General features: G+C 69.2%; 28 protein-coding genes. 12 read left to right on the top strand and 16 right to left on the bottom strand.

Translation table 11 applies throughout. The features are described from left to right. Positions 1-99: 99 nt before the first annotated feature. Entirely contained in the window at positions 100-534 is a 435-nt protein-coding gene (gene sodN / locus ACZ50N_RS25365) for a superoxide dismutase, Ni (RefSeq protein WP_046363340.1), read from the bottom strand. A gap of 98 nt (positions 535-632) precedes the next feature. On the opposite strand from sodN, the gene ACZ50N_RS25360 reads away from it, so the two are divergent. Further along, complete coding sequence (locus ACZ50N_RS25360; RefSeq protein WP_464475710.1) at positions 633-929, top strand: S24/S26 family peptidase; 297 nt, start codon at positions 633-635, stop codon at positions 927-929. A gap of 1 nt (position 930) precedes the next feature. Here ACZ50N_RS25360 and ACZ50N_RS25355 read toward each other — a convergent pair whose 3' ends face one another. Further along, positions 931-1,089, bottom strand: a complete 159-nt coding sequence (locus tag ACZ50N_RS25355; RefSeq protein ID WP_166429119.1) for a hypothetical protein — start codon at positions 1,087-1,089, stop codon at positions 931-933. Between the two features lie 383 nt (positions 1,090-1,472). Between ACZ50N_RS25355 and ACZ50N_RS25350 the strand changes: the two genes are divergently transcribed. The 3 genes from ACZ50N_RS25350 to ACZ50N_RS25340 are packed head-to-tail and all read left to right on the top strand — an operon-like array spanning position 1,473 to position 3,737. Next, entirely contained in the window at positions 1,473-1,823 is a 351-nt protein-coding gene (locus ACZ50N_RS25350) for a rhodanese-like domain-containing protein (protein ID WP_073685193.1), read from the top strand. 59 nt (positions 1,824-1,882) lie between these two features. After that, the gene (locus ACZ50N_RS25345) at positions 1,883-2,911 is read left to right on the top strand and encodes a DUF4328 domain-containing protein (RefSeq protein ID WP_464474083.1); all 1,029 of its coding nucleotides are present in this window, start codon (positions 1,883-1,885) and stop codon (positions 2,909-2,911) included. A gap of 4 nt (positions 2,912-2,915) precedes the next feature. Then, the gene (locus ACZ50N_RS25340) at positions 2,916-3,737 is read left to right on the top strand and encodes a glycerophosphodiester phosphodiesterase (RefSeq protein WP_046363335.1); all 822 of its coding nucleotides are present in this window, start codon (positions 2,916-2,918) and stop codon (positions 3,735-3,737) included. A gap of 3 nt (positions 3,738-3,740) precedes the next feature. Here ACZ50N_RS25340 and ACZ50N_RS25335 read toward each other — a convergent pair whose 3' ends face one another. Genes ACZ50N_RS25335 through ACZ50N_RS25325 form a run of 3 tightly spaced genes read right to left on the bottom strand, consistent with a single transcriptional unit; the run spans position 3,741 to position 6,571 of the window. Beyond that, complete coding sequence (locus ACZ50N_RS25335; protein WP_464474082.1) at positions 3,741-4,973, bottom strand: LCP family protein; 1,233 nt, start codon at positions 4,971-4,973, stop codon at positions 3,741-3,743. A gap of 9 nt (positions 4,974-4,982) precedes the next feature. Further along, positions 4,983-5,741 (bottom strand): CPBP family intramembrane glutamic endopeptidase, encoded by a 759-nt coding sequence (locus tag ACZ50N_RS25330; RefSeq protein ID WP_464474081.1) that lies wholly within the window; start codon positions 5,739-5,741, stop codon positions 4,983-4,985. Between the two features lie 35 nt (positions 5,742-5,776). Then, positions 5,777-6,571 (bottom strand): DUF2470 domain-containing protein, encoded by a 795-nt coding sequence (locus tag ACZ50N_RS25325; RefSeq protein WP_048424084.1) that lies wholly within the window; start codon positions 6,569-6,571, stop codon positions 5,777-5,779. Positions 6,572-6,677: 106 nt separating this feature from the next. On the opposite strand from ACZ50N_RS25325, the gene pheA reads away from it, so the two are divergent. Then, a complete protein-coding gene (gene pheA / locus ACZ50N_RS25320) occupies positions 6,678-7,595 on the top strand; it encodes a prephenate dehydratase (RefSeq protein WP_464474080.1) in 918 nt (305 codons plus the stop codon). Beyond that, positions 7,592-8,296 carry a histidine phosphatase family protein gene (locus tag ACZ50N_RS25315; RefSeq protein ID WP_464474079.1) on the top strand — a complete coding sequence of 235 codons (705 nt, stop codon included), beginning with the start codon at positions 7,592-7,594 and terminating at the stop codon, positions 8,294-8,296. The genes pheA and ACZ50N_RS25315 overlap by 4 nt, the downstream gene beginning before the upstream one ends. On the opposite strand, the gene ACZ50N_RS25310 is transcribed toward ACZ50N_RS25315, so the two are convergent. Genes ACZ50N_RS25310 through ACZ50N_RS25300 form a run of 3 tightly spaced genes read right to left on the bottom strand, consistent with a single transcriptional unit; the run spans position 8,276 to position 10,280 of the window. Further along, positions 8,276-8,476 (bottom strand): hypothetical protein, encoded by a 201-nt coding sequence (locus ACZ50N_RS25310; protein ID WP_046363330.1) that lies wholly within the window; start codon positions 8,474-8,476, stop codon positions 8,276-8,278. The genes ACZ50N_RS25315 and ACZ50N_RS25310 overlap by 21 nt on opposite strands. Before the next feature lie 56 nt (positions 8,477-8,532). Beyond that, positions 8,533-8,883: a metallopeptidase family protein gene (locus ACZ50N_RS25305; protein WP_046363369.1), complete on the bottom strand. Its 351-nt coding sequence runs from the start codon at positions 8,881-8,883 to the stop codon at positions 8,533-8,535. Beyond that, positions 8,883-10,280: a septum formation family protein gene (locus tag ACZ50N_RS25300; protein ID WP_277243545.1), complete on the bottom strand. Its 1,398-nt coding sequence runs from the start codon at positions 10,278-10,280 to the stop codon at positions 8,883-8,885. The genes ACZ50N_RS25305 and ACZ50N_RS25300 overlap by 1 nt, the downstream gene beginning before the upstream one ends. A gap of 94 nt (positions 10,281-10,374) precedes the next feature. On the opposite strand from ACZ50N_RS25300, the gene serS reads away from it, so the two are divergent. Next, on the top strand, positions 10,375-11,631 hold the full coding sequence (serS, locus tag ACZ50N_RS25295; protein ID WP_464474078.1) for a serine--tRNA ligase: 1,257 nt from the start codon (positions 10,375-10,377) through the stop codon (positions 11,629-11,631). On the opposite strand, the gene ACZ50N_RS25290 is transcribed toward serS, so the two are convergent. From ACZ50N_RS25290 to ACZ50N_RS25275, 4 genes are all read right to left on the bottom strand, one after another. Next, positions 11,628-12,221 carry a TetR/AcrR family transcriptional regulator gene (locus tag ACZ50N_RS25290; RefSeq protein WP_464474077.1) on the bottom strand — a complete coding sequence of 198 codons (594 nt, stop codon included), beginning with the start codon at positions 12,219-12,221 and terminating at the stop codon, positions 11,628-11,630. The genes serS and ACZ50N_RS25290 overlap by 4 nt on opposite strands. An 84-nt stretch (positions 12,222-12,305) precedes the next feature. Next, the gene (locus tag ACZ50N_RS25285; protein ID WP_046366045.1) at positions 12,306-13,466 is read right to left on the bottom strand and encodes an acyl-CoA dehydrogenase family protein; all 1,161 of its coding nucleotides are present in this window, start codon (positions 13,464-13,466) and stop codon (positions 12,306-12,308) included. Between the two features lie 62 nt (positions 13,467-13,528). Continuing rightward, on the bottom strand, positions 13,529-15,580 hold the full coding sequence (locus ACZ50N_RS25280; protein ID WP_464474076.1) for an acetate--CoA ligase family protein: 2,052 nt from the start codon (positions 15,578-15,580) through the stop codon (positions 13,529-13,531). Beyond that, positions 15,577-16,971, bottom strand: coding sequence for a flavin monoamine oxidase family protein (locus ACZ50N_RS25275; protein ID WP_464474075.1), 1,395 nt, complete (start codon positions 16,969-16,971; stop codon positions 15,577-15,579). The genes ACZ50N_RS25280 and ACZ50N_RS25275 overlap by 4 nt, the downstream gene beginning before the upstream one ends. Positions 16,972-17,097: 126 nt before the next feature. Between ACZ50N_RS25275 and ACZ50N_RS25270 the strand changes: the two genes are divergently transcribed. Continuing rightward, on the top strand, positions 17,098-17,262 hold the full coding sequence (locus ACZ50N_RS25270) for a hypothetical protein (RefSeq protein WP_157850941.1): 165 nt from the start codon (positions 17,098-17,100) through the stop codon (positions 17,260-17,262). Next, positions 17,262-18,710, top strand: coding sequence for a cytosine permease (locus ACZ50N_RS25265; protein ID WP_464474074.1), 1,449 nt, complete (start codon positions 17,262-17,264; stop codon positions 18,708-18,710). The genes ACZ50N_RS25270 and ACZ50N_RS25265 overlap by 1 nt, the downstream gene beginning before the upstream one ends. A 1-nt stretch (position 18,711) precedes the next feature. On the opposite strand, the gene ACZ50N_RS25260 is transcribed toward ACZ50N_RS25265, so the two are convergent. From ACZ50N_RS25260 to ACZ50N_RS25250, 3 genes are read right to left on the bottom strand one after another with little or no spacing between them, the layout of a single operon-like run. After that, positions 18,712-19,056: a hypothetical protein gene (locus ACZ50N_RS25260; protein WP_048424090.1), complete on the bottom strand. Its 345-nt coding sequence runs from the start codon at positions 19,054-19,056 to the stop codon at positions 18,712-18,714. After that, complete coding sequence (locus ACZ50N_RS25255) at positions 19,053-20,603, bottom strand: Rieske 2Fe-2S domain-containing protein (protein ID WP_464474073.1); 1,551 nt, start codon at positions 20,601-20,603, stop codon at positions 19,053-19,055. The genes ACZ50N_RS25260 and ACZ50N_RS25255 overlap by 4 nt, the downstream gene beginning before the upstream one ends. A gap of 37 nt (positions 20,604-20,640) precedes the next feature. Further along, positions 20,641-21,333, bottom strand: a complete 693-nt coding sequence (locus ACZ50N_RS25250) for a phosphotransferase (RefSeq protein WP_464474072.1) — start codon at positions 21,331-21,333, stop codon at positions 20,641-20,643. A gap of 37 nt (positions 21,334-21,370) precedes the next feature. On the opposite strand from ACZ50N_RS25250, the gene ACZ50N_RS25245 reads away from it, so the two are divergent. From ACZ50N_RS25245 to ACZ50N_RS25235, 3 genes are read left to right on the top strand one after another with little or no spacing between them, the layout of a single operon-like run. After that, on the top strand, positions 21,371-22,141 hold the full coding sequence (locus ACZ50N_RS25245) for a lysophospholipid acyltransferase family protein (RefSeq protein WP_046676694.1): 771 nt from the start codon (positions 21,371-21,373) through the stop codon (positions 22,139-22,141). A 3-nt stretch (positions 22,142-22,144) separates the two neighbouring features. Then, positions 22,145-22,891: a lysophospholipid acyltransferase family protein gene (locus ACZ50N_RS25240; protein WP_464474071.1), complete on the top strand. Its 747-nt coding sequence runs from the start codon at positions 22,145-22,147 to the stop codon at positions 22,889-22,891. Beyond that, positions 22,888-23,700 carry a Cof-type HAD-IIB family hydrolase gene (locus ACZ50N_RS25235; RefSeq protein ID WP_046366801.1) on the top strand — a complete coding sequence of 271 codons (813 nt, stop codon included), beginning with the start codon at positions 22,888-22,890 and terminating at the stop codon, positions 23,698-23,700. The genes ACZ50N_RS25240 and ACZ50N_RS25235 overlap by 4 nt, the downstream gene beginning before the upstream one ends. A 16-nt stretch (positions 23,701-23,716) precedes the next feature. Here ACZ50N_RS25235 and ACZ50N_RS25230 read toward each other — a convergent pair whose 3' ends face one another. Further along, positions 23,717-25,333 (bottom strand): N-acetylmuramoyl-L-alanine amidase, encoded by a 1,617-nt coding sequence (locus ACZ50N_RS25230; RefSeq protein ID WP_464474070.1) that lies wholly within the window; start codon positions 25,331-25,333, stop codon positions 23,717-23,719. Positions 25,334-25,445: the final 112 nt, after the last annotated feature.

Below are 25,445 nucleotides of genomic sequence, written 5' to 3'. Positions count from 1 at the left end.
GCATCGGGCACGCAAGTGGACACGGCATATCGATACGCCGCAGACACAAAACCGGCCCGGTCGCTGACGACCGGGCCGGAAGACGGGTATGCGAGAGGCTCACGCAGGCGGGTAGACGCCCATCTGCTTGCCCTTGTCTGTCTGCCAGAAGATGTCGGCGATCTCGTCGATGGTCTTCAGCAGCTTCTCGGCGACCGCGGTGTCCAGCGACTTCTTGACGTCGCCGGCCCCGTGAACGCCGTCCCAGAACAGCTGGTGCAGATTCGGGAACTGCTCGAAGTGGTCCTTGGTGAAGAAGTCCGCCCACAGGACCATCAGGTGATGCTTGACCTCTTCGGCCTGGCGCTCCTTGATGATGATGGCGCGGGTCTTGAAGTGGTCGTCATCCGAATCATGGTATTTCTGAAGGGTTTTCAGGCACGAGAGGGCCTCGATCTTGGCCTGCGCGGGGTCGTACACGCCGCAGTACAGATCGCAGTGCGCGTGGGCAGGAGTGGCGTTGGAGAACACGGAGTCAAAGAGTCGATGCAGCATGGCTTTAACTTACCCTCAAGATCATGAGGCCTAACCCCGGACGGCCGGTATTTCGGCACGGCCCGCCGGTGCGCCGATTCGTGGTGGTCGAGGATTCGATGCGACCCACGCTGTCCCCGGGTGACGGCCTACTGGCGCTGCGGTGCGGGCGCCTGCGGGTCGGCCAGCTCCGGGTGTTCCCTGACCCGTCGCGATCGTCGCGCTATCTGGTCAAGCGGGTCGGTCGGGTGCGCCGCGATGCGCGCGGTCTGATGTTCGAGGCGGTGTCGGACAACGCCGACGCGCCGGGCGTGGTCGATTCCCGAACCTTCGGGTGGGTACCGGCGGACCGCAGCTACCGCGTGGTGTGGAGAGTCCGGCAGACGGTGCGGCAGACCGGGCCCCGCGAGGCGTGACTCAGAACAGGACGATCAGCGCCAGGACACCGAGCAGCACGAGGGCGATCACGCCGGCCCTCAAGCAGGACATCAACTGACTGCTGGTGTACGCGCGCGAGGACGACTGCCACTCCGACGGCGGATACGCCGATCCCGGCCCTGTGGATGATTGGGCCATCAGATGCTCCTCACCTGCACGTTTGCTTCCTCCCCCACGTGCGTATCTCAGTGACATCTGTCACAGGCGAACGATGTGATCGCGATCATAACCTCATTTGTCCTACGCGGGAAAATCGATCGGACGGTGACGAGCCCGTCACCGAAATCGTTAGGCAGCCGAGACATTTCGCTCTGTTCGCTTCCTGTACTGACGGGTAGCTGTGAGTTTCCGGCGCGTTTCGTGGTGTCGTCATCCACAACTCGAGCCCATGGCCTCGACAACTGCGCTCACAGCCTGTGGATAAATCTGTGGAATCTGTGGATAGGTAGGCGGTCCGCGTCGATTTCGCTGCCGACCGGCCTCGGTGGTGCCGCCCCGCAGCGACGTGTCAGCATGGCCACATGGACGACATCGGTGTGAGGCAAGCGAACGTCGCCGAGATACCGGCTGAGTTCGACGCCGGGATGGGTGGCCCGATCCTGCTCGACGTCCGCGAGCACGACGAGTGGCGACTGGGCCACGCGCCGGGCGCGCGTCACATCCCGATGGGCGAAGTGCCGGCACGCATGGCCGAGATCCCGGTTGACGCCGACCTCTATGTCATCTGCCACCTCGGTGGCCGTTCCCAGCGCGTCGCCGACTACCTCGTCGGCCAGGGCTACCAGCCGGTCAACGTCAGCGGCGGCATGGCGGCCTGGGCCGGAGCGGGCCGCCCGGTGGTGACCGACGACGGCCGTCCGGGTTCCGTCTGATTCCCTGCCCGATCGCCTGCCTGAACCGCCCGTCCAGGCGGCGACATTAAGCTGGCCGGATGATCCAGGTGTGCTCCCAGTGCGGGACGCGGTGGAACGTGCGCGATCGGCAGCGGGTCTGGTGCCCGCGCTGCCGCGGCACGCTGCTCGCTCCCGGGAGCGCGGCGCCCGCGCCGGAATGGGGTCGGCGGGACGCGGCGCCCGCGCAGCGACGGCCGACCCCCGGGTTGCCGGCGGGGTTCAAGTGGGTCGCGGTGCGGCCCGGCCCGCCTCCGCCGCCCCGTCGTCCCCGTCGTGATCTGGGCCCGACGCCCCGATATTCGGTGATCCCCAGGTGGGGGCTCGTCGAGCACTTCGACGCCCCCGCCGACGAGAAACCGGTTCGCACCGGCCCGTCCCTGACCGCGGTCCACACGACCCTCGTGGCCACAGTGGCGGTGCTCGGCGCCGCGGCGTTCGTCCACCTGATCCGCTACGTACTCCTCATCGTCAACCGCACTGTGCTGCTCAATCCGTGGGTGGCCGGCATCGCCACGTGGGGCGGGGTCGCGGTGAGCGTGGTGGCGCTGTTCACCACTGTCGCCAGCCTGCTGCTGCTGATCCAGTGGCTGGTGTCCCGGCGGGCCGCCGCGTACGCCCACCACGGGCACGACGATCCCCGACCGGCCTGGATGCTGCGACTGTGCTGCCTGCTGCCGGTGGTGAACCTCTTCTGGGCGCCGGTGTTCGTGCTCGAACTGGCGCAGGTCGAGGGCCGGCAGAACTGGCTGCGGCGCCCGATCTCGGTGTGGTGGGCAGTATGGGTGGCCAGCACCGCGGTGTCGCTGTTCTCCATCGCGACCAGCTTCACCACCGATCCGCAGGGCATCGCCGACAACACGGTCACCACGATCGTCGCGTACCTGTTCGCAGCCGGCGCGCTGCTGCTGGCGCTCCAGGTGTTCCTCGGCTTCGAACGGCAACCGGTCGAACGGCCGTCGAAGCGGTGGCTGATGGTCACGGCGCCCGAGCAGAAGCAACCGGCGAAAGATTCCTCTGCCGATCAGGCGCGTGCGGTTGAGCCCGAAGGGCAGAACCCGGCAGCATAGCGGTATGAACTCCGGCGGGACGTCCGACGGCCACCCGTTCGTGGTGGCCCACCGCGGCGCCTCAGCTGATCTTCCCGAACACACCAGGGCGGCCTATGCGCGCGCGCTCGACGAGGGCGCTGACGCGGTGGAATGCGATGTGCGGTTGACCCGCGACGGGCATCTGGTGTGTGTGCACGACCGTCGCCTGGACCGCACGTCGACCGGTAACGGCCTGGTCAGCGATATGACGTTGGCGCAGCTGCGGGAGCTGGACTACGGCTCCTGGCACCCCAGCTGGCGAGCCGACGGCAGTCAGGGTGACACCGGGCTCCTCACCCTCGATGATCTGGTGGCGCTGGTCCTGGACTGGAACCGGCCGGTGAAGATGTTCATCGAAACCAAACATCCCGTCCGCTACGGCGCGCTGGTGGAGAGCAAGGTGCTGGCGCTGCTGCACCGGTACGGCATCGCCGCGCCCGCGTCGGCGGATCTGTCCCGCGCGGTCGTGATGTCGTTCTCCGCGGCGGCGGTGTGGCGGATCAGGCGGGCGGCACCGCTGTTGCCGACGGTGCTGCTGGGCGAGACGTCCCGCTTCCTCGGTGGCAGTGCGGCAACGACGGTCGGTGCGACAGCGGTCGGACCGTCGATCGCGACGTTGCGCGAGCATCCGGAACTGGTGGACCGGGCCGCGGCGCAGGGGCGCGCCCTGTACTGCTGGACCGTCGACCACTACGAGGACGTGCAGTACTGCCGCGACCTCGGGGTCGCGTGGATCGCGACCAACCACCCCGGCCGCACCAAGGACTGGCTGCAGAACGGTCTGACGGGCGCGGGCCGCGACTGAGCGTCAGGGGTTCGACGCGTCGAGCACGTCCTGGGGAATCGGCGCATCCGAAGCCAGCGCCGAGAACAAGCGTGTCGAGGCGTCGCTGTCCCAGACGACGATCGACCCGGAGCCGTTCTCCGTGAACTCGCCGATCGGGACCGTGATGGTCTGCAGGTCGCCGCGCAGCGCCCACCCCAGCCGCGCGAGATCCCACACGTGGTCGCCGTCGGCGACGGTGAGGGTGTCCGCCGCCGCCGTGGCCATCGGGTACCAGCGCAGCGGATTGGCCAACACCGACGGGCTCGCCGCGCGGTGCACCAGAGTGGACATGAAGGCCCGCTGGTTGGCCATCCGGTCGAGGTCGGCGCGCGGCGTGGCGCGGCTGCGGACGAAGCCGAGCGCCTGCTGCCCGTCGACGTGCTGGCAGCCGGCGGGCAGATTGATACCGGCCAGCGGGTCGTCGATCGGTTCCGGTGGGCACACCGTGACGCCGCCGACCGCATCGACGAGGCCTGCGAACCCGCCGAAACCGATCTCCGCGTAGTGGTCGATGCGCAGGCCGGTCGCCTCCTCGACCGTCTGGGTGAGCAATGCCGGGCCGCCGAGGGAGAAGGCGGCGTTGATCTTGTCGCTGTCGTATCCCGGGATGGGCACGTAGGAGTCGCGGGGGATCGACACCATCGTGGCCGGGGTGCTCGACCCGAGTCCGGGCAGATGGACGAGCAGGATCGTGTCGGTGCGGCTGTTACCCAGGTCGCCACCGGTCGACAGTTCGGCCTGCTGCTCCGGACTCAGATCCGACCTGCTGTCGGAACCCACTAGGAGCCAGGTCGTCCCGGCACCCTGCGCAGGTCGGTCGGCATAGTCCGTCAGGGCGGGGACGCGGCGCAGGGACGTGTCGATCCAGACGCCGGCGCCGACGAGCCCCAGCACCGCCACCAGAAGCACCACCGGGATCAGCCGAAGCCAGCGCCGGGGTCGGCGGGGCGTGCGGCGAGGCGGTGCCGGCGGTGCCGGCGGGCGTGCGGGGGGCGGTGGCGGTCGTCGCACCTGAGGTGGCGGAGGACGTCGCGGCGGGGCGGGCGCAGGGGCGGGAGGGCGGCGCGGCGGGAGCGGCGGCGGTGGCGGTGGCGGAGCGGGCGGCCGGTAGTGCGGATCGCGCCGGAGCTGCGGCGGCGGCTCCCTCCGCGGCGGATAACCACGCGGCGGGGGCGGTGGCGCCGGCCTGGGGGCGGGCGGCCGCTCGTCGGTCACAGCAAGAACCTACTGCAACCAGGTCAGTCGGCCGGCCAACAACGAGTACCCGACGAACGCCACGGCGTCGATCAGCGTGTGCGCCACGATCAGTGGCCACAGCCGACCGGTGCGTTGCCACGCGTATCCGAACACCAGGCCCATCGCCACATTGCCCAGCCCCGCCCCGAAACCCTGGTAGAGGTGGTAGACCCCGCGCAGCAGGCTCGACAGGGCCAGCGCGACCCAGGGGTTCACCTGGAGCTGGCGCAGCCGCGTCAGCAGGAAGCCGACGACGACCACCTCCTCGGCCCACCCGTTACCGAACGAGAGCAGCAGGAGCACCGGGATACGCCACCAGGTGTCGTTCAGCTCGGCGGGTTCGACCGAGGCGTTCACGCCGAGGATGCGGGCCAACTGGTACAGCGCCAGCCCGGGTATCCCGATCATCAGGGCAAGCCCTACACCGCCGAGAAAGTCTGTGCGCCAACGGAATCGAGCGAGGCCGATGCGGGCTGGGCTGTCCCCGGCGCGCCACAGCAGGTACAGCGCGAGGCCGCCCCAGGCCAGCAACTGGAACAATCCGGCGAGGTTCAGGCCGAGGTCGATCAGGCTGAACGGCGACCGGCGCGGATTGAGCGCCACGGTCTGCCCGGACAGCCCGAGCAGCACCGCTTCGATCAGGCGCAGCAGAGCCGTGTAGCCGCTGAGTCCGAAGGTGACGGCGAGGACCACCGCGATCTCGATGCGCAGGGCGCGACGCTGCGCATCGGTCGGCGGTTCGCTCACCGCAGCTACGGTAGCGGGACGACCGCACCGAGTCGTCAGACGCGGCGGGCGCGCAACCCGTTGAGGAACGGGCAACCCATCAAGATCCGGATGGCGCGGCTGAGTCCCGTCACATCGTCGACGGGATGCGGGAACGGCAGCCGGACGTCGTGGTCACCGTCGGCGGATTCCACGCGCAGCGCGACGCCGTAGCGATCGAGGCCGAGGGGGCGCACGTGGCCGTTACGCAGGGCTCCGGGAAGGCGGCTCGCCAGCCGGTCGACGACATCGCGGTGCTCGGCGTCCAGATGTTGTAGCCAGGCGGATTCCATGGCGCAGAACGGATCGGGCAGTGCGCCCAGCAGGCCCGCGACCGAGATCGACTCCGCGCCGGTCGAATCCGCGGCGACCACGGATTCGATCTCCAGCCGCATCAGCACGTCCTGGCCCCGGGTGCTGTTCACCTCGAGCAGGGCGGGGTGGGGATTGGACGCGGCGATGAGATCGAGCAGCGCGGGGACCTCGCGGTCCGGCACGGTCCGCAGCGTGCCCCGGATCCACACCAGCGAGCGGACGGGTTCGCGCAGCGGCAGCGGCGCATAATCGGTCAGCTCGAGGACGGCCTGCACACCGGCCGCCTCGGTCGTGGCCGCAACCGCGGTCAGGGGGCTCGACGCGGGGACAGTCAGCGCGGCTGATCCGTCGCACAGCAGGTGCACCAGCGGGGTGGGGGTCGGGTCGAGTCCGTCGATGGCGACCACCGCCCCGGTGGCGCGCGCACATGTGCTCCGGATTCGCTCCGCCGTCGTTGGTGTCTGGGCCGGTGTCTGCGTCGGTGTCTGTCCTGTCATCACGCCTCCATTAGTAAGGTGAGGCTAACTTAACCATCCGTACGGAGTGGCGCAAGGCTTTCCGTCGCCCACCAGCGCAGCTGTGTTCACCCGATAGGCTGACCCCGTGTCCCGCATCGCTTACCTCGGCCCTGAGGGGACGTTCACCGAGGCGGCACTGAGGGCTCTCGAGGCCGACCACCGGATCCCCGTGCCAGGACCCGTCACCCAGGCTCCCACCGACAGCACGCCGGCGGCGGTGGCCGCCGTCCGCTCCGGGGAAGCCGACTTCGCGTGCGTCCCGATCGAGAACTCCATCGAGGGGTCCGTGCTGCCGACACTGGACAGTCTCGCCGACGGGCCGCCGGTGCAGATCTACGCCGAACTGACCCTCGACGTGTCGTTCACCATCGCGGTACGACCCGGCATCGCGGCAGCCGCGGTGCGCACCGTCGCGGCCTTCCCGGTCGCCACCGCCCAGGTCAGGAAGTGGCTCGTCGCCAACCTGCCCGACGCGGCACTGCTGCCCGCGCACTCCAACGCCGCGGCCGCCGCCGAAGTGGCCGCGGGCCGGGCCGACGCAGCGATCACCACGGCTCTGGCCACCGACCGCTACGGCCTGGACACGGTGGCCGCCGGTGTCGTCGACGAGCCGAACGCCAGGACGCGCTTCGTCCTCGTCGGAGCTCCGGCCGCACCGCCCCCGCGCACCGGGGCCGACCGCACGTCGGTGGTGCTGCGCCTGGAGAACGTGCCGGGCTCCCTCGCGATGGCGATGACCGAACTGGCCATCCGCGACATCGACCTGACCCGCATCGAGTCTCGGCCCACCAGAACCGAACTGGGCAGCTACATGTTCTTCCTCGACTTCGTCGGCCACATCGACGACGCCCCGGTCGCCGAGGCGCTGCGCGCACTGCACCGCCGCTGCGCCGACGTGCGCTACCTGGGCTCCTGGCCCACCGGTGACCCGGCGGGCGCACCGCCTCCGGTGACCGACGAGGCGACGACGTGGCTGACGCGGCTGCGGGAGGGCACCCCATGAGCGGGCGCCTGGTGCTGGTGCGGCACGGACAGACGCACAGCAACGTGGCCCGGCGGCTCGACACGAGGCCACCGGGCGCCGAGCTGACCGAGCTCGGGCGCGAACAGGCCCGCGGTTTCGCCGGCACGCTGAGCCGCCCGCCCGGTCTCATCGCCCACTCGATCGCCACCCGCGCGATACAGACCGCTCACGAGATAGACAGCGCCCTGTGCGCGCAGGGCCCCGTGGAGTTCGACGGGCTCCACGAAGTCCAGGTCGGCGACCTGGAGGATCGGTCGGACGAGGCCGCGCACGACGAGTTCACCGCGATCTACCGGAGCTGGCACCACGGCGAGCTCGACATCGCGCTGCCCGGCGGCGAGACCGGCCGTCAGGTCCTGGACCGCTACGTCCCCGTGCTCGACGACCTGCGCATGCGCTACCTCGACGACGACGCCTGGCGTGAGGACATCATCGTGGTCAGCCACGGCGCGGCCATCCGCCTCGTGGCCGCCGTGCTCGCCGGGATCGACAGCCGCTTCGCGATCGAGAACCACCTGGCCAACACCGAATCGGTGGTGCTCGCGCCGATCACCGACGGACGGTGGAGCTGTCTGCAGTGGGGCGCGCTGACACCACCGTTCGACCTGGAGGCCAGTCCGGCCATCACGGTGACGGCCGGCGGCGACGCTGCCGACGCCTCAGCCGACCCGATGGGCTGACACCGCACCCACGTGGTCGCACTCGCAGCCGATCGCGCTGCAGTCGAGGTGCATGTCGTGCGCAGCAGGCGGGGAAAGGCAACCGTCCTCGGTGCATTCCTCCCGGCGGTAGGCGTGGTGGATCAGCGCACCGTGGCAGTGCTCGAGGCCCGCCGCGCAGTCGCGGCACCGAAGGCTCATGCTCCGTTCATAGCACCGATCGCCGACACGATCGGGTTGCCGCGCTCGAGCGACGTTCAGCCCCAGCCGAGTTCGTGCAGCCGCTCGTCGTCGATGCCGAAGTGGTGCGCGATCTCGTGGATCACGGTGATCGCCACCTCGTCGACCACCTCGGCGTCGGTGTGGCACATGTCGAGCAGCGCGTCGCGGTAGATCGTGATGGTGTCGGGCAGTGCGCCGACGTACCAGGAGTCGCGCTCGGTGAGCGCCACGCCCTCGTAGAGCCCTAGCAGTTCGGGCTCGTCGGGGTTGCGGTCGGCCACCAAGATCACCACGTTGTCGATCGCCGCGGCGAGCTCACCGGGCAGCAGGTCGAGCGCGTCGCCGACCAACTCGTCGAACCGCTGCGGACTCATCCGCACGGCCATCACGGGGCAGGTGGCGGGAACGGCGCGGCCGGGGGCGGCACCGGGTCGACCGGGGCCGGCGCGGCCGGCGGCGCCTGCTCGGCCGGCGGCAGCGCCACATCGGCCGGCGGCGCTGCCGGTGGGGGTGGCGGGCCACCCAGGAACGTGTTGCCCTGTGCTGGTGCCTGATCAGGGGCCGGCGCCTGCTGACTGGCCGTGGGTGCGGCCGTCGTCGCCAGCTGCGGCATGTGCTGGGTCTGCTGGCTGCTGTCCGACTGGGTCGACTGAGAGCTGGAGCTGGAGCTCGAACCGGAACTGGAGCTGCTCGACGACGTGTCCGGCACCTGCGGCACCTCGATCGGCGGCAGGTTCAGCCGCTCCTCGGGGATGTCCGGCGGCGGAACCGGCGGCTGCCCGTTGATCATCAGCGGGCCCTTGGCGCTGTTGAGCAGAGTCGACCAGCCGCCGTTGCCGAGGGTCGCACCGATGCTGCACGACACCTGACGGCTGCCGGCGGACCAGCTGGGCAGCGAGACCGTGCTGTAGATCAGCGTCAGCGTGGTGTTGCGCAGCTGGATCGGGGCCAGGTAGGCGTCGGTCATCTTGGTGCAGGAGTCCTTGATGAACCCGTCCTGCTCGGGCTCCGCCGGTAGCGCCCCCGGGAACCGCTCGGCCAGGTTCACCGAGCCGGTGACCTCCATCGCGTGCGGCGCGGCGCAGTCGACGGGGATGTCGGTCGGCTGGTTGGTGGTCGGGTCGATGCCCAAGCAGGTGCCGGCGGCCCACACCTTGGACTGGTCGATGTCGGCGACCTTGCCGGTGAACGCCAGCTGCTGATTGTTCGGGCCGGGCAGCTGCAGACCACACAGCATGCGGCGCTCCCCGGACTGCTTCCAGGCCTTGTCCCCGGACCACAGCATGCTGATCGTGAACTTGCTGTTCGGGTCGAACTTCGCGCCGAGATAGCGCCGGACCGCCGCCGTGCACTGCTCCTGGCTGATCTGCTGGATGCGGGCGGTCGAGGGCGGTGCGGCGTCGGGGCCGTACTCGCTGCCCGGGAAGGTACGCATGTCCACCGACTCGGCCACCTCGAAGCGGTGCTCGGCCGTACAGTCCACGACCTGGGCGGCGTCGGGCGTCCGCTCCGGCCAGTTCAGGCAGTCGCCGCTCTTGGCGTGGTCGAACGTGTCGTTGCCGCGGGAACCCAGCGAGATCGAGTTGGCAGTCAACCCGCCGGCCGGATCGGCTTGCGGAAGCGCGGTGATGACACCGGCGATCAGCAGGCCACCGAGCGCGGTCAACAGCAGGGCCCGGCGCGTGGACTCGGCCTGCAGGCTGTGCCACCAGCGCGTCGGACGCCGCTCCGGGCCGGCGGGCGGTGCGTCAGATGGCTGTGGCGGGGTGGACGACGAGAACATCGCCCACCATTGTGGCAGGCGTGTCAGGTGCTGTGACAAGTGATGCAGCTGTAACGTTATGCGGCTGACGCTGCGGCCCGTAGGGTTGCGCGATGTGATCGACCTGAAAGTGCTGCGAGAAAACCCCGACGCGGTGCGGGCATCCCAGCGGGCCCGCGGCGAAGATCCCGGCCTCGTCGACGCCCTGGCCGACGCCGATGTCGCCCGTCGTGCCGCCATCTCGGAGGCCGACACTCTGCGCGCCGATCAGAAGACGGCCAGCAAGGCAGTGGGCAAGGCCTCGCCCGACGAGCGCCCGGCGCTGCTGGCCGCAGCCAAGGAGCTCGCCGAACGCGTGCGGGCCGCCGAGGCGACGCAGGCCGAGGCCGAGAAGGCCTTCACCGCAGCACACATGGCGATCGCGAACGTCATCATCGACGGTGTGCCGGCGGGCGGCGAAGACGCCTTCACCGTGCTCGAGACCGTCGGCGAACCCCCCGCGCTGGAGAACCCCAAGGACCACCTGGACCTGGGGGAGTCGTTGGGCTTGATCGACATGGATCGCGGCGCCAAGGTCTCCGGATCGCGGTTCTACTTCCTCACCGGCTACGGCGCGCTACTGCAGCTGGCGCTGTTCCAGCTCGCCGTCCGCACCGCCACGGAGAACGGCTTCACGCTGATGATCCCCCCGGTGCTGGTGCGCCCGGAGATCATGGCGGGCACCGGCTTCCTCGGTGCCCACGCCGACGAGGTCTATCACCTCGCCGATGACGACCTGTATCTCGTCGGCACGTCCGAGGTGCCGCTGGCCGGCTATCACTCCGACGAGATCCTCGACCTGTCGAACGGTCCGCGCCGCTACGCCGGCTGGTCCTCGTGCTTCCGGCGCGAGGCGGGCAGCTACGGCAAGGACACCCGCGGCATCATCCGGGTGCACCAGTTCGACAAGATCGAGGGCTTCGTCTACTGCAAGCCCGAGGACGCCGAGGCCGAACACGAGCGTCTGCTCGGTTGGCAGCGTCAGATGCTCGCCCACATCGAGGTGCCCTACCGGGTCATCGACATCGCGGCAGGCGACCTCGGCTCATCTGCGGCGCGAAAGTTCGACTGCGAGGCCTGGGTTCCCACGCAGCAGACGTACCGGGAACTGACGTCGACCTCGAACTGCACCACGTTCCAGGCCCGTCGGCTGGCCGTGCGCTACCGCGACGACAGCGGTAAGCCGCAGATCGCGGCGACGCTGAACGGAACGCTGGCGACCACGCGATGGCTGGTCGCCATCCTGGAGAACCATCAACAGCCCGACGGCAGCGTCCGGGTGCCACAGGCGCTGGTGCCCTACCTCGGGGTTGAGGAGCTCAGGCCGAGCTAGGCGGCGATGATGTCTGCGATGAAGTCCCGGCAGGTCCGCCGCATGTCGGCCAGTGTCATCCGCGACGAGTGAAGGACCACCTGGACGGCGAGCCCGTCGAGCATTCCGATCAGCATGTTGCTGACGATCACCGGGTCACCGGGGCGGGCCAGACCGGCTCGCTGAGCATCGCCGATGACGCCGGCGACGACGTCGCGCCATTGCCCGTAGAGCCTGTCGTTGATCTCCTGCAACACGGTGTCCCGGCTGCCCTCGGCCCACAGCGCCAGCCACACCTTCCACGCCCGCGTCGACAGATCGTCATGGGGCAGATACGAATCGACCAGATCGTGCAGGATCGCCAGGCTGTTCTTCCCGGAGTTCAGCAGCTCCTGCCGGCGTGCCAGCGAGTCGGTCAGGTTGAACTCGAAGGCGGCGGTGATGACTTCCTTCTTCGTGTCGAAGTAGTAGTGCACCGTGCCCGAGCTCACCCCGGCTTCTCGCGCGACGTCGGACAACCGGAGAGCGGGAATCCCCGCCGTGGCGATCACTTCGCAAGCCGCGGCGAGGATCTGCGGCCGACGCTCGGCTTCCACACTGGGGCGCGGCATCAGTCACTCCGAATCGTCTGAATGGGCCCGGGCGACCTCGATCGTACAAGTCGCTTAACTGGCCGCCCGGTCAAATGCCCTGTGTCAGCCGAGGTTGCGGGAGATCACCAGACGCATGATGTCGGAGGTGCCCTCCTCGATCTCTTCGAGCTTGGCGTCGCGCATCCACTGCTCGACGGGGTATTCGCGGGAGTACCCCCAGCCGCCGAGTGTCTGCACCGCGGCGTGGGTGACGAACATGGCGGTTTCCGACGCGGTCAGCTTGGCCATCGCCGCCACACCGCGTGCGGGTGCACCGCTGTCGATGACCCGGGCAGCGTGCAGCACCAGCAGCCGGGCGGCCTCGATCCGGGTGGCCATCTCCGCGAGCCGGAAAGCGACGGCCTGGTGTTCGATGATGGGCACCCCGAACTGCTGACGGGTCTTGGCGTAGTCGAGCGCGTATTCGTACGCGGCGCGCGCGGCGCCGACCGCCGCGGCTCCGAGCACCACGCGGGAGATGTCGAACGTGCCCATCAGGCCGTAGAACCCTTGGCCCTCGTCGCCGAGGCGGTCTTCTTCGGGCACCAGCACGCCGTCGAGGAAGATCTCCCGGCACACGATGGCCCGCTGCCCCATCTTCTTCATCGGCGCGCCGAAGGTCAGGCCCTCGGTGTCCTTGTCGATCAGGAACGCCGAGATTCCCGACGATCGCCGGGTGGTGTCGGTCTTGGCGAAGACGACGTAGAACTGAGCAGCACCGGCGTTGGAGATCCAGGCCTTCTGCCCGGAGATGCGGTAGCCCCCGTCGACGCGGGTCGCGGTGGTGGCGATCGAGGCGGCATCCGATCCCGAGCCCGGCTCGGTCGTGGCCAGGGCGGTCATCACCGGTGCCGGACCCGTCAGCGGGGTGAGCCAGCGCTTTTTCTGCTCTTCGTTGCCGAGCACGAGGATCGGATCTGCGAAGAACCCGTTGGAACACACCAGGTTTCCGATGCCGGGATCGCCCCAGCACAGCTCTTCCTGGACGAGGCACTGGGTGAAGACGTCGGTGAACCCACCACCGCCGTACTCCTCGGGGATCATGAAGTCGGTGATGCCGACGGTCGCGGCCTGCGCGAAGATGTCGACGGGCGTGACGGTGTCGGCCTCGTCGACCTCGCGTCCGCGCGGACGGATGTGGCGGGCGGCGAAGTCGCGGCAGAGCTCGACGATCTGACGCTGCTCGTCGGTCAACGGCCAGGCGGGTACAGCGGTGGTGGTCATGTGTTCTCTTTCTCGGTTGTGTCTAATTGCACTGTGCGGCAATTGATATCGCTGATTCTGGGTCAGGCGAAGTCGTCGGGCCGGGTCAATACCAGGGCGTCCACGGCCAGGGCGCCCGTGGCGGTGACGCGGACGGGATTGAGTTCGATCTCGGTGATGTCGGGGTGCGTCGCGATCAGCGTGGAGACGGTCGCGACGAGATCGGCGAGTGCTGGTATGTCGACGGGCGTTCGGCCGCGCCACCCCCGCAGCAGGGGCGCGATGCGAAGCCCGTCGAGCATGGCCCTCGCGGTCTGCGCTGACACCGGTGCGCACTCCATGCTGATGTCACGATGCACCTCGGTTTCGGTGCCGCCGGCGCCGACCACCACGACCGGTCCCAGGTCGGGATCCCGCCGTGCGGCGACGAGCACCTCCACCGCGTCCGGCCGCTGGTCCTGCTCTTCGAGCACGAAGGCGCCGGGTCCGAGGCGGCGGTACATGTCCGCGAACGACGCATCGATCTGCGGCCGGTCCCGCAGGCCGATGCACACTCCGCCAGCGTCACTCTTGTGCTCCAACCAGTCAGCTTTGAGCACCAGAGGAGCGGTCAGATCATCTGCGGCAGAGGAGAGTTCGTGGTCATCGTGCACCAGCTCACCGCGCGGGAAGGGGATTCCCGCGGTGCCGAGCCACGTCCGGGCGGCCCAGTAGCCGGACCCGGGCGGGGTCTCGCGACCGGCCGGCGCGGAGACCGGCCGGGGAGCCGGAGCGCCCGTGGTGAGTGCAGCCAGGACACGCATCACCGCGGCGATGTCCCCGTAGGCCGGCACGCCGTGGTCCCACAGTGCCTGTGCCGCGGTGGATTCGGGTGCCATGGTGTGCACGAGCAGGGGGATGTCCGACGCGCAGGACATGGCCACCGCCACCGCCACCTCGGCGTCGGACAGGGCCGGCGTGTCCTGGCCATAGCAGCCGAAGTAACCCGTCAGCACGACGGCGTCGACGTCACCGTGTGCACGTACCTCGGCGATGACGCGGCCATAGGTCGCGAGGTCTTGTTCCCCCGCCCCCGCCAGGTCCACCGGATTGCTGCACGCGGCACCTGCGGGAAGGTCTCGGGCGAGCCGGTCGGCCACCGCGGTGGGCAGCGGCGGCACCTCGAGGCCGGCGGCCACCGCGACGTCGGCGGCGATACCACTCTGCCCCCCACTGTCGCCGATGATCGCCACCCGCCGGCCGCGGGCCGGCGACGCGGTGAGCAACCCGCGGGCCACGTCGATCACCTCGGTGGGGGTGGCGACCCGGACGACGCCGGCGGCTCGGCACGCGGCGTCGACGACGTCGAGGGGTGCGGTGAGCGAACCGGTGTGGGTCCGTGCGAGTCGGGCGCTGGCGCCACTGGCGCCCACCGTGAGCAGCACGGTCGGCTTACCGAGCGCCCGCAGCCCGGCGAGCACGCCGAACAAGGTCTCCCCGTGGGCGAAGCTCTCCAGGTAGAGCGCGATCACGCCGGTGTTGTCGTCGGCGACCAGGTCGGCGAGGACCTCGGCTGCGGTGACATCGGACTGGTTGCCGACGGACACGAAACGCGACACCCCGACACCGTGTCTGCGCCCGATCGCCATGAGCTCCGATCCGACCTGCCCGCTCTGGGAGACGATGGCCATCGGGCCGGGGGTGGGTGCCCCCCACATCAGCCGCAGATCGTGGGCGGCGTTGTAGATGCCGAGGCTGTTGGTTCCGATCAGGCGCGCGCCGGCGGCGGTGATGCGGGCGGCCAGTGCGGCATCGTCGGCGATCCCGGCGGTGATGCCGAGGAAGCCACGGACACCCCGCTCGAGTGCGTCGTCCACCACCGCGTCGACGTGGCTCGCGGGTACACACAGCGCCACCAGCTCAGGGGTCTCCGCCAGCTCGCCGATTCCTGCGGCGCAGGGCCGACCGAGGACCGTCCGTGATCGGCTGTTGACGAGGTGCACGGTGCGGCGATGCTCGCCGGTGAGCGCGCCGGAGGCCAGCCAGTAGCCCCATTTCGCGGGATCGTCGGACGCCCCGACGACGGCGACCGAGGAGGGATTGCTGAACACCCTGAGGTCCTGCCGCGCGGTCGGCGGCAGCAGCGTCGCGGTCATCGCAGCGCCGCCTGGATCTCGGCAGCGGCGCGCTGGCCGGAGGCGATCGCACCGTCGATGTAGCCGTTCCACACCGAGGACGTCTCGGTGCCTGCCCAGTGCAGGGGCCCGCATGCCGTCCGCCAGCCTGCCCGGCCGTGCTCGAGCCACACTCCCGGCGCTGGGTTGGCGGCGTAACCACCACGCGCCCAGGGGTCTTCGGGCCAGTTCTTCTCGGTGTAGTACAGCGGGGACTGCGCCTGCTCACCGAACAGCAGGCCCAGCGTCCTCAGCACGTCCTGTCGGCGTTCGGCCTCGGGCAGTTGTGACCATCGGTGCTGGCGCTCGGCGTAGACGAACGACACCAGCACTCCCAGCCGGCCGTCGGAGGGGGAGTTGTCGAACACGACACCCACCGAATGGTCACCGTAGACGGTGGCTTCACCGGACAGCCCGGAGTCTCGCCAGAACGGCGTCTCGTAGACGGTGTGGATCTTGGCGACGTCGCCCATCGGGCTGCGCTCCAGCCAGCGGTTGCGTGCCTGCGGCAGCTCGGGGGTGTGGTGAATCCGCAGCGCCGCCGCCGGTGTTGTCGCGACGACGACGCGGGTGGCGCAAAGCTGTCCGCGCCCGGAGTCGACGCGCACGCGACCGTCGTCGAGCACCTCGATGTGCTGCACCGGCGCACCGAGGTGAACCCGGTCGCCGAGGTGCGCCGCGATCGCGCTGGCCACCGACTGGGCACCAGCGCTGAATCGCCGCTCCTGAGCGCAGCCCTCGGTTTCCATCAGCTGCTCGAAACCGCCGGCGGAGGCGACGTAGAAGAGGAAGTGGAACAGGGAGATGTCGCGCGGCTCCACGGTCCACACGCCCTGCACGGCGAGGCCGAGGCGGGTGCGGGCGTCCGGATCGGCGACCGTGTGGTCGAGGTAGGTCTGCACGGTCTGGCTGTCCCATGCGCCGAGACCGGGGGTGGCCCACGGCTGTGTCAGGTCGACCGACGCGGCCAGTGCGTCGATCGCCTCGGTCGCCGCTTCGTAGGCGGCGACTCCCGCGCCGTCGACAGGTCCGGCGCCGCGGAAGGGCCGGCAGACCCCGTCGCTCCACAGCTCGAGGTGGGTGCCGTGGTTGTAGGTGGGAAAGGTGGGGCAGCCGAACCGTTCCGCCAACGCGAGGAGCCGGGTCTGGGTGGGGCCGACCCATTGACCGCCGTGATCGATGGCCAGGCCGTCCAACTGGGTGACGACTTCGGTGTGGACGCGTCCGCCCACCCGGTCGGAGCCTTCCAGCACCACCACGTCGATGCCGGCGTCGTGCAGGGCCAGCGCCGCGGACAGGCCGGAGTACCCCGCGCCGACGATGACAGCGGTGGCCTCCGTGGGCAGTGGCTCGCTCTTCTGAGTGGTGTGCACGGAGTCAGTGTGAAGATAATTGGCCCGCCAGTCAAGATTAAAATGTGATCTGGTTTCGCCTCTTGACAGCATGTGGCCGGCGACACACACTCTCTAAACTGGCCCGCCAATCAGAAATGAGAAGCCATGGAGTTCCTGCCGTTCGAGCGTCAGCTCGAGGACCGGTTGACCGCGATCGAGACGGGCGACGCCGACGCCGTGCTGGTCTCCGACCTGCCGCTACGGGACCTCCTGCTGGCGGTCGGCGTGCTCGTCGCCGTGATCGTCGCTCTGCTGTGGTGGGCATACTGATGGCGCGCACCGTGCCCCACGATGCTGTCGTCGGCTCGAACCTCGATGTGACGCTGACCGATCTCCCGTTGCTTCCGCACGAGCGGATCTGGGGGTTCTGGCAGCACTCGTGGGTCAACGTGGGACTGGCCATCGCGACCTGGGCCTTCCTCCAGGGCGCGGCGGTCGCCTACTACGTGGGCTTCGTCCAGGCGATCGCGACCGTGATCATCGGCTACGGCGTCAGCGTGTTGGCGGTGGCGCTCGCTCCCTGCCTGCCGTCCGTCAAATACGGGATCGAACAGTTCGTCGGCCTCCGCAGCACCTTCGGTGAGGTCGGTGCCAGGCTGGTGATGATCACCATGTCCACCGTCTTGGCCGCGGCCTGGTCGGCGGTGCTGGCCATCATGTTCGGTCACGGCCTGGTCGTCGTCGCCAATCAGGTGTTCGGCATCGAACTCTCCCAGGCCGGGGCTGCCGCCAGCCTGCTCGCACTGATCGCGATCACCGTCTCGGCGCTGATCCTGGCCCGCGGACCGGTGTCGGTCGAGGCGGTGTGCCGGGTGCTGGCGCCGCTGCTGCTGATCATCCTGGTCGGCATCATCGTCATCGTCTTCTCGCAGAACACCTGGGGAGAACTCGCAGCGTTGGCGCCGCTGGGCGGTCTCAGCGACGACCCGCATTTGAGCTTCGTGCTCGCTGTCGAACTGAGCATCGCCGGCGGCTTCGCGTGGTGGCCCAATCTGGGCAACTTGGCCCGCCTCACGCGCACGTCCCGGGCGGCGTTCTGGCCGAACTGGCTGGGCGTGTTCGGTGCATCCGTGGTGGCCGCCGTCGTCGGCGCTGTCGCCGCGCTGTCCCTCCAGGTCGAAGAACCGACTCAATGGTTCATCCCACTGGCCGGCATCGGCGTCGGCGTCGTGGCCTTGGCCGTCGTCTGCCTCGCCAACATCACCGCCATCCTGTCGCAGGGCTATGCGTCGATGGTCGCCCTCAAGGGCGGCGGCGGGCGCTTCTTCCGAGTGGCGGCCTGGCCCTGGCTCATCGCCGCGATCCTGGTCCCGGCCGCGGTCCTGGTGTTCTTCCCCGCCGCGGTCTACGACAACTACGGCCGCTTCCTGTCGTGGGGTGCCATCGTGCTGGCCCCGCTGTGTGCTGTGCAGATCGTCGACTACTTCCTGTTGCGGCGCCGCCAGATCAGCGTGCGCGATCTGTTCCTGCCCGCTGCGCAGTCGGCCTACGGCTACTGGAAGGGCGTGAACTACGCCGCGTTCGCGGCCGTGGCCGCGGGTGCGCTGACGTATTCGCTTCTGCTGAACCCGGTGTCGTACGAGCCGAGCGCAGTGTTCCGGTACACGACGGCCTCGCTACCCGCTTTCGTCGTCGCCGGGGTGGTGCACTACGTGTTGACGTCGCTGGTGGTCAGGCGCCGCGGTCTCGGCGGATACCCCACGCGGACGACCTCCTGAGTCAGCGACCCGCGAGGAGCTCGTCGAGCAGGTCGACGAATGCGTTCGGATGCTCGGGTGTGCACGCGGGCCGCGGAAAGGCGCCGCGGACGTCGAGGGTGACGAGCGTGGACTTGCGCGGCCGGTTCACATCCAGCGGGAGCCAGCACCGTAAATCAGTGCCCCACAGGCGGAACCGCGACATGAACAGCCCCAGCGGGCTGACGTGGTAGCCGCGGATGTCGCGCAACGGGATGATCTTCGAGGTGCCTGACGGGAAGTGATAGCGGCGCAGGGTGAGTGCTTCGCGGTCGAGCTGGATCAGCCCGTCGTCGTAGAACGGGCTCGAGACAGCGCCGGCGCTCACAGTTTCTGCGACCTCAGCTCGTGGCCCTTGGTGGTCAGGCACCGTCCGCTGTCGAGATTCCACTGCCAGCCGTGCAGATTGCAGGTCAGCGTATTGCCCTCCACCACACCGAATTTCGATAGATCAGCCTTCAGGTGGGGGCAGCGGCGCTGGATCTCGTAGCCGTCCAGCGTGATCGAGGCCGTGTCGTCGTGCGCCTCGGCGAACCAGCCGTCGGCGTAGGCGATGCGCTCGTCGGTCAGGCACTTGAAGAACGTGTACAGGTACTCGTTGTACCCGCCGACCCGCCAGGCCCGGAACCGCGTGGACAGGAAGATGGTGTTCACCCAGTCCGGTTCCCGGTCACGCACGACCGTGCGCACCAACTCGGCCGGTATCTCGAATCCGTACCTGAACTTCTCATCCGAGACCGGCTCGCGCACAGTACGTTTGGGGAAGTCCAGCACCACCGTTTCAGGCCCCATCCGCAGCTCCACGGGGTAACCGATGCCGTCGCAGATCTGGTCGGAGGCCGACATGATGGGTTCGAACAGTTCCCGTAGCGGCGCGAGCAGTGGCTCTCCGTCGGCCGGCGCCCAGGACGCCTTCTCGGCGGCGAGTACCGGGGCCATCCTCTCGGCGTACGCCGCGATGTAATCGGCCTTGCCGGTGGTGAAGATCGCCCGGACCTCGTCCTCGGACACCGGATGGTGCAGCGAATCCAGCACGGAGCCGGTGAATTCCGCAGTCGAACCGGGGATCATCAGCAGCCCGCCGGCGTGCCCGTGCGAGGCCATCTGGTCCAGGAACACCACCTGGTCGGGGAAGATGTTCGCCGGATCGCCGTGGTCGTCGTTGAGGTCGCGCAGCTCCGGATCCAGGAAGCACGGCGGACCGGCCGAGGGCACCACCCAGGTGGCGCCGACCTGTGCGATGTACTGCCGGCACCGGTCCATCTGACGCTGGCGCTTCTGCACACCGAACGCGTACTTGGCCCGATCGGGCATGTCGTAGACCATCGGGTACCAGATCGCCCCGGAGTACTGCAGCATGTGCACGTCGATCTCACCGAAGTCGGCGGCCAGCACGTCGAGATCGACCGGCCGGGCGTCGTTCATGTTGAACGCCACCGTCTCGCCGTCGGAAACCACGAGGCCGGAGTCGCCGATGGGGCCGTCCGCGGGAGCCCGCAGCGCGATGATCATCACGTCGAGGTCGCCTTTGGGACCGCTGACGCGGTGCTTCACCGAATCAGTGGTCTCGAAGAACTGGTGGAAGCCGAGCTTCTCGAGCTCACGGCGTAGATCCGGCACCGGGTAGTCCGGCAGCAGCACCACGGCGTCCTTGCGGACGTGATCGCGCAGGATCACCGGATCGAAGTGGTCCTTGTGCAGGTGCGACACATAGAGGTAGTCGACGTCGCCCAGCGCCGCCCAGTCCAGATCGCTGTTGTCCGGGAACGGGAACCACGAGGCGAAATACGCCGGCGTCACCCACGGATCGCACAGGATGCTCCCGGCCTTGGTGTCGATGCGGAAGCCGGCGTGCCCGACACTGGTGACCTGCACAAATACCCCTCTGACGACTGCTTGCTCGCCTGTCAGCTTAGCCCGGCCGCGCGGGCTCGTCGTTCCACCGCTGCCGGTAGAACGCGATGCGTTCGGCGTCCGGTGCCACGCCGTAGGCGGCGAGCAGCACCGCCTCCCACTCGCCGCCCGGATAGTTCCAGTCCAACGACATCGTGGCGATGGCGAGGTCGGCCCACAGGTCAGCCACGCCCAGGTCGCCGAGGTCGACGTGGCCGGCGAACGAGCCGTCGTCAGCCATCAGGGTGTTGGGGGCGCAGGCGTCGCCGTGGCACACCACGAGCCGCGCAGGTGGAGGAGCGCCCTCGCCGATCCAGGAGGGCGCGCCGAACGGACAGTCCGCGACGGGCAGTGAGTCGTGCAGCGCGCGCAGTCCGGCACCGATGGCCCGCGCGGCGGTCTCCGGTCGGCCGGTCCACCGCACGTCGACGGCCGAGCGACCGGGCAGTGCCGCGGTGTGCAACCAGCCGCGACCGCTGGCCAGCACCTCGGGCACGGTCGCGTGACGACGAGCCCACGTCAGCCGCACCGCCTCGTCGTCGAGCAGATGGGCGACCCCATCGGGATAGGTCTTGACGAACGCCGTCGGTGGATCGCCGACGGCGAACGTGACCCCGCCCAGTTCGTTGACCCACACCGCAGCCACCGGCAGGCCGTCCGCGATCCGGGACACGACGGCCGGCACGGGCAGCGGTTGGCTCGGCGTACTCACGGCGAGCCCCACTGTGCCACGCACTACGCTGGCGCCTGTGGAACCGGTATACGGCACTGTCATCCAGCTCGCCCGGCTCGTCTGGCGGGCGCAGGGCCTGACGTTCACCGTCACCGGCGTCGAGAACCTGCCCCGCACCGGCGGTGCAGTCATTGCGATCAACCACACCAGCTACTTCGACTTCACCTTCGCCGGGCTCCCCGCCTACCGACAGCACCTGGGCCGCAAGGTGCGGTTCATGGCGAAGAAAGAAGTGTTCGACCACAGCGTCACCGGGCCGATCATGCGCAGCCTGCGCCACATTGCGGTCGATCGCGACAGCGGTGCCGCGTCGTACGCGGAGGCGGTGCAGAAGCTCAAGGACGGCGAGTTCGTCGGCGTCTATCCCGAGGCCACGATCAGCCGCAGCTTCGAGATCAAGGACTTCAAGTCCGGTGCGGCGCGGATGGCGATCGACGCCGACGTGCCCATCGTGCCGCACATCGTGTGGGGCGCTCAGCGCATCTGGACCAAGGGCCATCCGAAGAAGATGTGGCGGCCCAAGGTACCCATCTCGATCGCGGTCGGCGCACCCATCTACCCGACGCTGCCGGCCGCCGAGCTGACCGCGCTGCTGCATTCGCGGATGCAGCATCTTCTGACCGAGGTGCAGGACGCCTACGGCCCGCATCCGCCCGGCGAATTCTGGGTGCCGCACCGCCTGGGCGGTGGCGCTCCGACTCTGGCCGAGGCCAACCGGATGGACGCCGACGAGGCGGCCGCCAAGGCCGCCCGTCGCGCCGGCCCGTCCACCGAGGCGCCGGGGTAAGCCGTGGAACCGGTCTTCCGCTCGCTCGAGATCGCGGCGATGCTGGCGGTGCGGGCCACCGGGACGACGATCACCTACCGCGGGTTGGAGAACATGCCCACCTCGGGGGGTGCTGTCATCGCGATCAATCACACGGGTTACGTCGACTGGCTGCCCGCGGCGTTGGCCGCCATGCACCGGCACCGCCGGATGCGGTCAATGATCAAGGCCGAGATGAACGAGGTGAAGACCGTCGCCTATCTGATCAAGCACACCAAGACGATTCCGGTGGATCGCCAGGCCGGCGCCGGAGCCTACGCCCATGCCGTCGAGGCGCTGCGGGCCGGCGAGATCGTCGGCGTGTACCCGGAGGCGACCATCAGCCGCAGCTTCGAACTCAAGGAGTTCAAGAGCGGGGCCGCCCGCATGGCGCGGGAGGCGCAGGTGCCGATCGTGCCGCTGATCGTCTGGGGAGCGCAACGGATCTGGACCAAAGATCAGCCGAGAGCGTTGGGCCGCAAGAAGATTCCCGTCACCGTCGCGGTGGGTGCGTCGGTCCCCCCGGACAGCGATGTCGACGAACTCAGCAGCCGGATGAGGGCGGCGATGACCGAACTGCTGCACGACGCACAACAGGGCTATCCGGCGCCGCCCGGGGCGCCGTGGCTGCCGCGCCGGCTCGGCGGAAGCGCACCCACCCCGGTCGAAGCCGCCCGGATCGAAGAGGCGGAGCTCGCCGAGCGAGCCCGCAGACGGGGAGAAACCGCGTGACACCCGAACTGGTCGCGACCGATGTCGACGGCACCCTGCTCGACGACGACGAGACGGTCAGCCCGCGCACCCGAGAGGCGGTGCGCGCCGTCGTCGACTCCGGGGCGCAGTTCGTGCTCGCCACAGGAAGACCGCCCCGATGGATCACCCCGATCGTCGACCAGTTGGGTTTCGCACCGATGGCGGTGTGCGCCAACGGCGCAGTGATCTACGACCCGTCGGCGGACCGCATCGTCAGTGCCCGCACGCTGTCCGCCGACGAGCTGGGGCAGCTGGCCGAGGTCGCCGCACGGGTGATCCCCGGCGCGGGCCTCGCGGTCGAGCGGGTGGGCAGGACCGCCCACGACGCCGCCACTCCGCAGTTCGTCAGCTCGCCCGGGTATGAGCACGCGTGGCTGAACCCGGACAACACCGAAGTGTCGCTGGAGGATCTGCTCAGCGCGCCCGCGGTGAAACTACTGATCCGCAAGGCGGGCGCCCGCAGCGCCGACATGGCGGCAGCTCTGTTCGAGCACGTCGGAACCGCAGGCGACATCACGTACTCCACCAACAACGGGCTGATCGAAATCGTCCCCACCGGCATCAGCAAAGCGACGGGTATCGCGGAACTGAGTGTGCCGCAGGGGATCGACGCTGCCCACATCGTGACGTTCGGAGACATGCCCAACGACGTGCCGATGCTCGCGTGGGCAGGGTTGGGGGTCGCGATGGGCAATGCGCACCCCGACGCCGTCGCGGCCGCAGACGAGGTGACGGCCACCAACGCCGAGCACGGGGTCGCGCGCGTGCTGGAGCGGTTCTGGGGCTAGCCGCCGGGGGGCTGACTCACGCCGGGTTGATCGGCGGAGTGAAGCGCTCCAGTTGGACGGGGTTGTCGACGGGGCGGGTCAGTTCGACGGGGATGCCGTCGGTCACCCGGGTGACGGTGCCCTTCTCCCGGTCGAAGTTGAGGGTGCCGTGTTGGAAGTTCTGCACGATCCACAGCGGTTCGGCGATCTCGGCACTGGTCGGCAAGCCCAGCGCGCCCCGCTCGAATCCCAGTGTGCCCCAGGCGTTGTACAGTTCGCCGGTGATCGGCTCGGCGCCCGTCGTGGGGGACCAGTAGACCGCACCGTGTTCGAAGGTGGCGTAGCGGGTCGCGCCCTCTCCGGAGGCCTCGGGCGAGGTCGGCTTGCCGAGATAGCTGTTGACCCCGCCCAGCTTGTCCCACGTGGTGAAGATCGCGCCGCCGCGCAGCTGCTCGATGAGTAGGTCGGCCCCGGGCGGCTCGTTGAATGCTGCTGCCATCTCCCGGATCTGCGGCATCACCGCGTAGGCGGCGTTGCCCGGGCACTCGGTGTTGCCGACGTCGCGGTGGGTGAAGATGGTCGGCAGCGTCGGGGACGAGCCGAACGGGAACTTGGTGAACGCTCCGCCCTCGGACGGCAGCACCACGGTGCCGCGTGGGTCGACCCCGGCCTGACCCAGCACCCAGCCGAGAAGCCTTGCTGTGGTCCGCAATTGGATAGGTGTCGGCGGGACGTCGGTGAAGTTGCCGAGCATGGCCACACCCCACGTGTTGTGGTTGAACCCGCCGGTGTGGCTGCCCTCGACCGGTCGGGTCATGCCGCCGGCCCGGCCCTCGAACACCTGGCCGTATTTGTCGACCAGTGCGTTGTAGGCGATGTCGCACCAGCCGAGGGTGCGTGTGTGGTACTCGTAGATCGAGCGGACGATCCCCGCCGAGTCCTGGGGGGTGTAGTCGTTGCTACCCGCGGTGTGGTGCACGACGCCGGCCTGAATCCTGCTGTCGTAGCGGGGTTCTCCGCAGCGCATCGATTCGTCGGCGCCCCATGCGGCGCGGTTGATGATGCTGGGCGGTTGTCCCGGTGGTGTCGCGGCGTTGGGGAGGGGGAGCAGATCGACGGGCGTCTGTGGCGGGCTGATCAGGACGGCATTGATGTTCTCGGCGAAGGGTTGCTCGACGGTGGCCGGGATGTAGCCGAGTGCCGGACGCGGCCCCTGCGCAGGGGCCGCAGGTCCGGTCACGGGAGCGTTGGGCGGGCGGGTGACCTCGATCTGCACCGTCGTGGTCCGGCCGACGAACACGGGTTCGGTGCCGCGCGGTGCGTCGTGGCTGGTCGGGCCGACCCCCCCGAGCGACTCGGCGTCGAACCAGGGGCCCCATCTGCCGTCGGATTTCTTCGCCCGGACCCGGGCGGTGGTGCCGGTCAGATCGCCCGACGTCAGCGCGACCATCGAGAACGGGGTGTCCTGGTGGATCTCGCGGACCGTGCGGCCGCCGCCGAGTTCGGCCAGCGGCTGCTCCGCCATCTGCGGGGCGGCGATCGCGGGGGTGGGTGCCGGGTCAGCGGTGATGATCGCGCGGACGAGCAGCACGGTGAGCAACACCGTCCCCGCCAGCGCGACGATCAGTGTCGACCTCGGACGACGACACAGCACGGGCTGATGTTACGTATGTGCCAGCTGTTACTGATGTTCCGACACGCGGACACGCGGACACGCAGACACGCGGACGCGCCGACGGCACCGCAGAGCACAAGGCTTCTGCGGT

This window comes from Mycolicibacterium obuense, from assembly GCF_055397605.1.
This window is presented reverse-complemented; position numbering and strand designations above follow the sequence as displayed.